9 protein-coding genes and 1 tRNA gene are annotated in these 8,115 nt (G+C 70.2%); 6 read left to right on the top strand and 4 right to left on the bottom strand.

Annotated elements, in window-relative coordinates; all coding sequences use genetic code 11:
• The 6 genes from ACI379_RS13155 to ACI379_RS13130 form a co-directional block, all read left to right on the top strand.
• On the top strand, positions 1-615 hold a 615-nt coding region (locus tag ACI379_RS13155), incomplete at its 5' end, for a GTP-binding protein (RefSeq protein ID WP_439792544.1).
• A 49-nt stretch (positions 616-664) separates the two neighbouring features.
• Positions 665-1,024: a hypothetical protein gene (locus tag ACI379_RS13150; RefSeq protein ID WP_439792543.1), complete on the top strand. Its 360-nt coding sequence runs from the start codon at positions 665-667 to the stop codon at positions 1,022-1,024.
• Between the two features lie 88 nt (positions 1,025-1,112).
• Positions 1,113-1,186 (top strand) — tRNA-Pro (locus ACI379_RS13145).
• Positions 1,187-1,410: 224 nt separating this feature from the next.
• Entirely contained in the window at positions 1,411-1,860 is a 450-nt protein-coding gene (locus ACI379_RS13140; RefSeq protein ID WP_439792542.1) for a hypothetical protein, read from the top strand.
• Between the two features lie 325 nt (positions 1,861-2,185).
• On the top strand, positions 2,186-2,479 hold the full coding sequence (locus ACI379_RS13135) for a hypothetical protein (RefSeq protein ID WP_439792541.1): 294 nt from the start codon (positions 2,186-2,188) through the stop codon (positions 2,477-2,479).
• Positions 2,480-2,993: 514 nt separating this feature from the next.
• Positions 2,994-3,629 (top strand): DUF1707 SHOCT-like domain-containing protein, encoded by a 636-nt coding sequence (locus ACI379_RS13130; protein WP_439792540.1) that lies wholly within the window; start codon positions 2,994-2,996, stop codon positions 3,627-3,629.
• A gap of 17 nt (positions 3,630-3,646) precedes the next feature.
• On the opposite strand, the gene mhpA is transcribed toward ACI379_RS13130, so the two are convergent.
• The 4 genes from mhpA to ACI379_RS13110 form a co-directional block, all read right to left on the bottom strand.
• On the bottom strand, positions 3,647-5,182 hold the full coding sequence (mhpA, locus tag ACI379_RS13125; RefSeq protein ID WP_439792539.1) for a bifunctional 3-(3-hydroxy-phenyl)propionate/3-hydroxycinnamic acid hydroxylase MhpA: 1,536 nt from the start codon (positions 5,180-5,182) through the stop codon (positions 3,647-3,649).
• On the bottom strand, positions 5,179-6,120 hold the full coding sequence (locus ACI379_RS13120; RefSeq protein ID WP_439792538.1) for a fumarylacetoacetate hydrolase family protein: 942 nt from the start codon (positions 6,118-6,120) through the stop codon (positions 5,179-5,181). Before ACI379_RS13120 ends, mhpA begins: the two co-directional genes overlap by 4 nt.
• On the bottom strand, positions 6,117-7,295 hold the full coding sequence (locus tag ACI379_RS13115; protein WP_439792537.1) for a VOC family protein: 1,179 nt from the start codon (positions 7,293-7,295) through the stop codon (positions 6,117-6,119). The genes ACI379_RS13120 and ACI379_RS13115 overlap by 4 nt, the downstream gene beginning before the upstream one ends.
• Positions 7,296-7,435: 140 nt before the next feature.
• Complete coding sequence (locus tag ACI379_RS13110; RefSeq protein WP_439792536.1) at positions 7,436-8,083, bottom strand: TetR/AcrR family transcriptional regulator; 648 nt, start codon at positions 8,081-8,083, stop codon at positions 7,436-7,438.
• Positions 8,084-8,115: the final 32 nt, after the last annotated feature.

Raw genomic sequence — 8,115 nt, 5'->3', positions numbered from 1 at the left:
ATCCGCAAGCGCGTGAACCAGGCCTCGGGTCACGAGTACTACGCGTCGCTGCGGACGACGACCGCGATCGACCGCGCCGAGGTGGCCGTCCTGGTCCTCGACGCCGAGCAGTCCATCTCCGAGCAGGACCTGCGCATCGTGCAGACGATCCGCGAGGCCGGTCGGGCGCTGGTGATCGCGTTCAACAAGTGGGACCTCGTGGACGACGAGCGTCGCTACTACCTCGAGCGCGAGATCGAGCGTGAGCTCGTCCAGGTGAAATGGGCTCCTCGGATCAACATCACCGCGCGTACCGGCTGGCACGTGGACCGCATCGTGCCCGCCCTGGACAAGGCGCTGGAGGGTTGGGAGACCCGCATCTCCACCGGCCAGCTCAACAACTTCCTGGGCCGTCTGGTCGCCGAGCACCCGCACCCGGTGCGCAGCGGCAAGCAGCCCAAGATCCTGTTCGGCACGCAGCCCTCGACGGCCCCGCCGACCTTCATCCTGTTCACCTCCGGCAAGCTCGACGCGGCGTACGAGCGGTTCATCGAGCGTCGCCTGCGTGAGGAGTTCGGCTTCGTGGGCACCCCGATCGTCCTGCAGGTGCGGGCCCGGGAGAAGCGCAAGCGCTGAGTACGCGCACCGATGACGCCGTGAGCGAGGGCGCGGGAGAGTGGGAGGCATGACCCACACTCCCGCGCCCTCGTCGTCCCTCCGTCCCGCTGTCGTGCAACTGCGTCCCTGGATGTCGGCGCTGGCTGGTGTCCTGATCGGCCTGGGCCTTCTTGGTGTCCTCGGTGCCGTCCTCCTGTGGTTCTCCGCGCTGGAGAACGACGACCCGCTGGCCGGCCTCGGTTTCGTCTTCGCCGCGCTGCTGGTGCTGTGGACCTGCGTCCCCGCGATCCTCGGGGTGCTCGTCCTCGTGCTCGGGCGCCGGTGGCCCGGCGCCTCGAGGGTGATGGTGTGGGTGGGTCTGGCGTGGCACGGCCTGTGGCTGCTGCTGGCGGCGGGCATGTTCCTCCCCGGCTTCGCCTCCGTCTGAGCCGCGGAACCACCCCCCGAATGCGTCGTCGGAGCGGGTCTGCGCTATGGTTTCCTCGCTCGTGTGCGGCAGGTCCGTACGGAGTGTTCGGGCTGTAGCGCAGCTTGGTAGCGCACCTGACTGGGGGTCAGGGGGTCGCAGGTTCAAATCCTGTCAGCCCGACCGAAGAAGCCGCAGGTCAGAGGGCCTCTCGCTGGTGCGAGAGGCCCTCTGGCATTCCCGAGGTGTCACGCAGATGACGTGCCCAGGATGTTGCGCGCGTACATCGGGTGCGTGAAGGTCGAAGCGGGCGCGTGGGGTGATGGCGGCGCGGCTGAAAGCAACCCCAACGTCATGACGCCTACAGTGGCCATTCCGCCGTCACTCCAGACCTCCCTGGAGGAACGTTGACCAACACGTTCAGCATCTCCGCACCTTCTGGCTTCGGGATCGTCGAGAAGGTATTCCTCGTTGAGGATGACGTCCCGCTGGACACGGCACAGCAACGGCACGAACTCTTGAACCTCCACCGCGCCGCCCTCGTCCAGGAAGCATTCCTCGATCCACGCCTGCAAGCGGCCGGGCGCGTGGAACCGATCCCGCTCCCAAGGCTGATGGACTTGGTCTTCGACGAGACGTGGCAACTTCTTCAGAACGACCTCGACGCGGTGACGTACATGGTCAACTCGGTCGAGGTGCACGGCCAGACGATCCGGTACCGCGACGTGACGTTCCTCTTCTCCGACCTCGGCTGGAAGCAGTCACCCGACTTCGCGGTGTGGCGGCTGCCCGAGGTCGACCGTCACATCCCGTGGCCCGTTGTGGCGTCGATCAGCGGCCAGGCGGCGGGGTCCTAGGCAAGGGATTGCCCCCAGTTGAGTTGGCACCTTGCGGTGATGGCCAGGCGTGCTTTCGACATGGCCGGAGGATTGCGGGAGTTCTTCCGCTTCTGGGGCTTCGGGCCACGTGAGGCACCGGAGTTTGCGGGTCACCGGGTGGCCCACAGACTCCTCCGCCCGGTCGCCGGCCTCAGCCCTGCGCGTACACGGTGACGACGGTTGCACTACCGCGTCACGGTTGTCGGGTTCGAGTGCAACGGAACCGCGCAGTGGGCCGACGACGTCCATGGTGTCAGCGTCCGCTACGTGTGAACGATCCCGCTCAACCGCGAAAGGCGTGATGGTGAGAATTCGACTGACCGCGGCAACGGTGCTGGCACTGGGGCTGATCACCCAGGGGTGCTCCTCGGGCGTTGCCGAAGGAGACGGTCAGCCGCGCGCGAACTCGACCGTCCTGTCGATCGTCGTGGTGGACGGGCCTCAGTACTCGACCGTGGAGGAGCTGACCGCCGTCAGCACGCACGTGCTTGAAGGCACCGTCACAGGGATCTCCTTCAGCGAGCGTGACGACGGCGGCGTCGTGGCCCGAGCAGCATTGCGATCATTTTCCTGGGGTTCGAAGTCGCCGAGACACTGAAGTCGCCCGGGGAATCACTCAATGGCCAGGCGGTAGCCGTGTCGTTGCAGCTGGACGTTCCGGAATCGCCGATCCCGAGCGAGGGCTCGCGACTGATCCTGCACCTCACCGAGGCGCGCGCCGCTGACACCCGGGAATAGTCTGCTCGGCCCTCGATCGAGACGCGTTCGGCACCCTTGTGGTGTCCCACTCCCCAGCGGGGGAGGTGGACGGGCGCCCAACTCCATGGGTCCTCTGTGTCGCGATCCCCGTCGGTGTCGCGATCACTGCGCTGATCGGGTGGGAGTCCGTGTCCCGCAGGGCCTGGGTCGGTGCGGCGCTCGGCGTGCTGGGCGCCTACGCGTGCCTGACCGCGTACGTCTTCGTACGGATCTTGTTCGACATCAGCTGAATCGAGCTTCTCCGGGCGCGGGATCCTCTACGCGCGCGGCACCGACACCAAGACCTCCCGTGTTGCCGGCGGGTGCCGGTGAAGGTGAGCGACGGCCGCGAACCGGCAGGTAGCCTGCCGACCATGGTGCGATGGACCCCACGTGGCGGCAGCGAGCCCGAGATGCGGGCCTCCCACGACGACCGCGACCGGGTGGCCGACGTGCTCCGTGTCGCAGCCGGCGACGGGTACCTCAGCTTCGACGAGCTCGACGAGCGCCTCGAGGCGGCGCTCTCCGCACGCACCCGTGCAGAGCTCGCCGGGCTCACTGCTGACCTACCCGTCGGCCCCACCCTCGACCACCGCGGCGCACAGGCCAAGGCGGTCGTGAAGATCGAGCAGAAGCACGGCTCGCCCGTTCAGCGCGACGGCGCGTGGGTGCTCCCGCAGCGGATCGAGGTCGCCACCAAGTGGGTCGGGGTCACCCTCGACCTCAGCGAGGCCGTCGTCACCGGCAGCACGCTGGACGTGGTCCTCGCGATGACGGGCGGCGATCTGGTCCTCGTCACCCGCCCCGGCATCGTGGTGGACCTCGATGACCTGAGGACGGCCCACTGCCACGTGCGCTGCCGCGAGGCCCCTCCCGCTCCGGGCATCCCGGTGACGCTGCGCGTACGCGTCTCAGGGCGCAAGAAGCACGGAGGTGTCGTCGTACGCCCCGTCACCCGCACGTTCGGCCAGTGGCTGCGGGGGCAGTCCCCGACTCCTCCCGCCCTCTGAGAACGAGGTGCCACGGCTCAGCGAGCCAGCGAGGTCTCCCGGACACGGAACGGTGGCATCCGGCCGGCCATCGCCGTCGCCGACGGTCCGGCAGCCTGGACGACCCCGTCCGGGCGCACGAGGGCGGACCGGGCGCCGCCGTCGGTGAGCCACCGTGCCAGCGCCGACCCGTCACCCGCGTCCACGACGAGCCCGCCGCGGGCGGCGACGAGAGCGCGGGTGTGCTGGTTCACCGGGCCGCAACTGACGAGCGCGAAGCGTCCGGAAACCGTTGAACGGTCCCACCGCTCGCCGCTGTGGGTGGCGAGCGGCACGTTGGGGCACAACTGGCCGACGAGACGGTGGCGCGTTCCAGGGATCCTGAGAGCCGGTGTCGAGCCGTTGACGATCTGCTCACGCAGCCCGGGCACGCGGTGGGCGTGGGGGAGGAGTGCCCGCCGCCCGAGGTCTCCCAGTCGCCCACCCTGCGTCATGGCGCGGCCCATCCACACGGCTGTACGGATCAGGGCACGAGCGTGCGGCGCCCGCTCAGCCTCGTACGAGTCGAGGGTGGACTCAGGGAGGTCTCCCTGCAGCACGCCGGCCACCTTCCAGGCGAGGTTGTGGGCGTCGCGCATCCCGGCGCCCATGCCCTGGCCGATGAACGGTGGCGTCAGGTGCGCCGCGTCGCCGAGCAGGAGGACCCGGCGGTCGCGCCACCGGTCGGCGATCTGCGCCCGGAACGTGTAGTCGGTGAGCCGCCTGACCGTGAGGTCCGCCGTGACCGTCCCGACCCACGGGGACAGCAGCGGCGCGAGCGCGTCGATGGTGCCGAAGGCCGCTGACGTCTCGCCGTCGAGCAGCTGGAACTCCCACCGGTACCGGCGCTCGCCGATCCGCATGTACGTCGCGGCGCGCGCGGTGTCGCAGACCTGGTGCACCCCCTCCCAAGCGGCCAGGCCCCGGTCGGTGTCGATGTCCACGACCAGCCACCTCTGCTCGAACCCCAGGTCCCTCATCCCCGCGCCGAGCGCAGCCCGCACGGTGCTGTTGGCGCCGTCGCAGCCGAGCACGAACGGTGCCAGCACGACGTGCTCCTGACCGCTGGTGCGGTCGGTCCAGGCGACGCGCACCCGGTCCTGGGACACGTGCTCGACGGCGGTGACCTCGGCCATCCCGCACACGGTCACCTCGGGCAGACCGGCGACGTGGGCGCGCAGCAGCCCCTCGAGGTCGGGCTGGTCGAACATGTTGGCCTGCGGGTGACCGTGCACCCCCACCAGGCGGTCCCGCTCGAACTGTGCCAGCACGGCGTGGTCACGGCTCAGCAACCTCAACCCGCGGCCAGGGCGGGAGATGGCCGCGAAGTCGTCGTCCAGCCCGAGCCGGTCGAGGATGCGGCGCACCTCGTCGTCCAGGTGTACCGCCCGCGGTTGGGGGTACACGCCCGCCCAGCGGTCGAGGACGAGGGACCGCACGCCGTACTGCGCGAGGAGGGCGGCGGCCGTGACCCCCGTCGGACCGGCGCCGACCACGACCACGTCGGGCGGCCTGCTGGCGCCGGGTGGCGTCACTCCGCGTACCTGACGACCGTGCGCTGGGTTCCCAGGTCGACCAGGCCGTCCTGGGAGGCGATGCTCACCTCCACGACGTCGCCGTCGGCCAGGTACTTCTCGTTCTTGGACTGCGCGTTGAAGAACGCCTTCCACTTCTTGGCCGGGGGCAGCAGGCTTCCGATGATCTCGACGGGCCGCGGGGGAGCCTTGAGTGCCGTTCCGCCCGGCGTACCGGTCAGCACCAGGTCGCCGGCGTCGAGCCGCTGGAACCGGGACAGTGCCGCGAGGGCCTGGGCGGGGGAGTAGATCATGTCGGCCGCAGTGTTGTCCTGGCGGGTCTGGCCGTTGACCTTCAAGGTGAGACGGAGGGTGCGGAACGACTCGAGCTCCGCGCCCGTGAGCAGGACCAGCACGGGGCCGGTCGGGGTGAAGGTCGGGTACGACTTGGCCTCGTAGAACTGGGTCTTCGGCAGCTGGACGTCGCGTGCCGAGACGTCGTTGGTGACCACGAACCCGGCCACCCACCCCGTCCAGTTGGCGTCCGTGACGACGTCACCGACGGCCAGGGTGCGCCCCACGACCAGCCCGAGCTCGACCTCGTAGTCCAGGAACCGCACGTGCGACGGCTTCACGACGTCGTCGTACGGCCCGCTGACCGAGCCCGACGTCTTCCGGAATAAGGTGAGCGGCACGGTCTCGGGGTCCATGCCGGACTCGCGGACGTGGCTGACGTAGTTCGTCATCTGGGCGACCACCCGGCACGGGGCGGTGACAGGCGAGACGAGGTCGAGGGAGGCGACGGCGGTGCCGCCCGGTCCGCCCGCTGCGGTCTCGACGGCGGCCCGGTCTGCGAGTAGCTCAGCGGTGCTGGTCGCCCCGGTGGCGATGCGGGCGGCGGTGCCGTCGGAGGTGAGGGCCCACCACGCGTCGGCGGTACGGAGGACGGAGATGCTCACGAGGTCGCTACTTTCATCAGGCCGCGGAGGCGTTCGAGGTCCCACTCGTTGTCCTCGCGCAGTGAACGGATCATGGAACGGAGCTCGGCCGCGGACTCCTTGCCGGGAGCCAGGCCGAGGAAGTCCTTGGTGACCGGCGGGCCCCACTGGGCCAGACCGGAGGCGGTCATGGGCGCCCACCCGGGTTCGAGGGTGCAGTCGAACCGGTCGCCGTCGGTGAAGTGCTCGACGAGGAACCCGTCAGGGTCGCGCCAGTAGTCGAAGATCTGGCTGCCCTGGATGTGCCGGCCGACACCCCAGGAACGCTGGTACCCCTCGCCCAGCAGGAACTCCCCGCCCGCCGCCAGAGCGTCGAGGTCGCTGACCTGGTAGGCCGAGTGGACGTACCGGTTGGAGGGGCCGAGCGTCATGGCCAGGGTGTGGTGGTCGGTCGGCTCGCTCCCGCGGTCGCACCGGATGAAGCTCATCGTCGGCCCCCGGTGCCGCTGGCCGTCGAAGAACAGGAAGTCGCTGACGATCAGACCGAGGTGCTCCAGGTACCAGTCCAGGACCTCGCGGTAGCGCGGGGACTGCAGGACGACGTGCCCGAGTCGCTGCACCCCGGCGGGTACGCGCGGTGGGCGCTGCGTCGCGTTGGTGCGCAGCACCTCCTGGCCGACGTTGACGGTGCGTGGCGCCTGACCCGGGAGCGCCTCGAGCTCGTGGACCCCGTGCACCACCCGTACGGGGAGGCCGCTCGGGTCGGTGAGTTCCACGCCCGCGCCGCCGAGGGACTCGGGCATCCGACGGACCGGGGTGCCGGTCGCGTTCGCGAGCCGGACCAGGTCCTCGGCCGCGGCGGCAAGGAAGGTGGGGCCGAGGAAGCGGGAGCGGGGACCGTGGCGCAGGATCACGCACGGTGCGCCGGGGTCCGTGCCACGCAGGTGCGTCTCGCCCGGTGCGGTGACGCTGGTCGTGAAGCCGAAGGCGTGGGCGAAGCGTTCCGCGGCCCTCAGGTCCGGCTTCGCGAACTCGAGCCACGCCAGGTCACGGACCTTGATCACCGGGTTGCGTGCGCGCCCGGGGTGCTCCCCGGTGAGTGCGCCCTGCTCGCTGTGCAGGTCGCTGTGCGTGCCGTGGGCGTCCCCGCCCACTGGCGGGGACGGTGGCCCGAGGCCCGGTTCGTACGACGTCATGACAGCCACCTTCCAAGGAAACTGACGACATCCTCAGTTGCGGCCGTTGCATACGTCAAGCGTTTCTGACGAATTCCTCAGTTCGGTGGCAGCGCGTCGGGCTGGTCCACCCGCGTCGCGGGCGCCCTCGGGGGAGGGGCTCAGGCGAGGGGCTCGGGGAGGGGGAGGCGGCAGATCTCGGAGGCCTCGTCCGCGGGTACGCCGAGCATGCGGAGCAGGTCTTCCGCCACGGCGTCAGCCGCAGCCCCGTCGTCGCGCGAGGGCTCGTCGTGGAGGAGCTGCCCGAGGCAGAGCATCGCGCCGGCGATGACCATGAGTGCCAGCTGAGGGTCGCCCACGTGGAAGCGTCCTGCCGACGTTCCAGCCGTGATGTCGCGCAGCGCCCGGGGTGCGAGACCGTGGTCCAGGCCGACCAGCCGGGTGCCGGTGTTGAGCAGGACCTTGCTCAGCACCGGCTGCCTGCGGTGCAGTCGGCCGGTGAGGCGGAAGCTCTGCGCGAACGCGACCGCAGGGTCGTCGAGGTCGGCGGTGAGCTCGTCCATCAGGTCGCCGTGCCGCTCGACGGCGTCGCGCACGGCGGCCTCGAAGAGCGCTTCCTTGCTGTCGAAGTGGTAGTACAGGGTCCCCGCCCCGACGTCGGCCGCCCGCGTGACCTCAAGGGCAGGGACGTCCGTCCGGTTGTCCGCCAGGAAGCCCTGTGCGGCCTCGATCAGGGCCGCCCGGGTGCGCTCCTTGCGAAGGTCGGTCCGACTGGTCGCAGGAGGGGTGGCGGGCGCGGTTGCGGTCACGACGTCCCTCCTCGCGCGAGCTCCGGAAGCTC

Origin of the sequence: Nocardioides sp. (genome assembly GCF_051876515.1) — a bacterium.
In the GTDB taxonomy this organism is placed as follows: domain Bacteria; phylum Actinomycetota; class Actinomycetes; order Propionibacteriales; family Nocardioidaceae; genus Nocardioides.
Note: the sequence above shows the minus strand (reverse complement) of the source record. Positions and strands in the feature narration are given on the sequence as shown.

Coding starts and splice junctions, on each gene's coding strand:
- ACI379_RS13150 (WP_439792543.1), top strand. CDS start 665: ATGACCCACACTCCCGCGCCCTCGTCGTCCCTCCGTCCCGCTGTCGTG.
- ACI379_RS13130 (WP_439792540.1), top strand. CDS start 2,994: ATGGTGCGATGGACCCCACGTGGCGGCAGCGAGCCCGAGATGCGGGCC.
- ACI379_RS13115 (WP_439792537.1), bottom strand. CDS start 7,295: ATGACGTCGTACGAACCGGGCCTCGGGCCACCGTCCCCGCCAGTGGGC.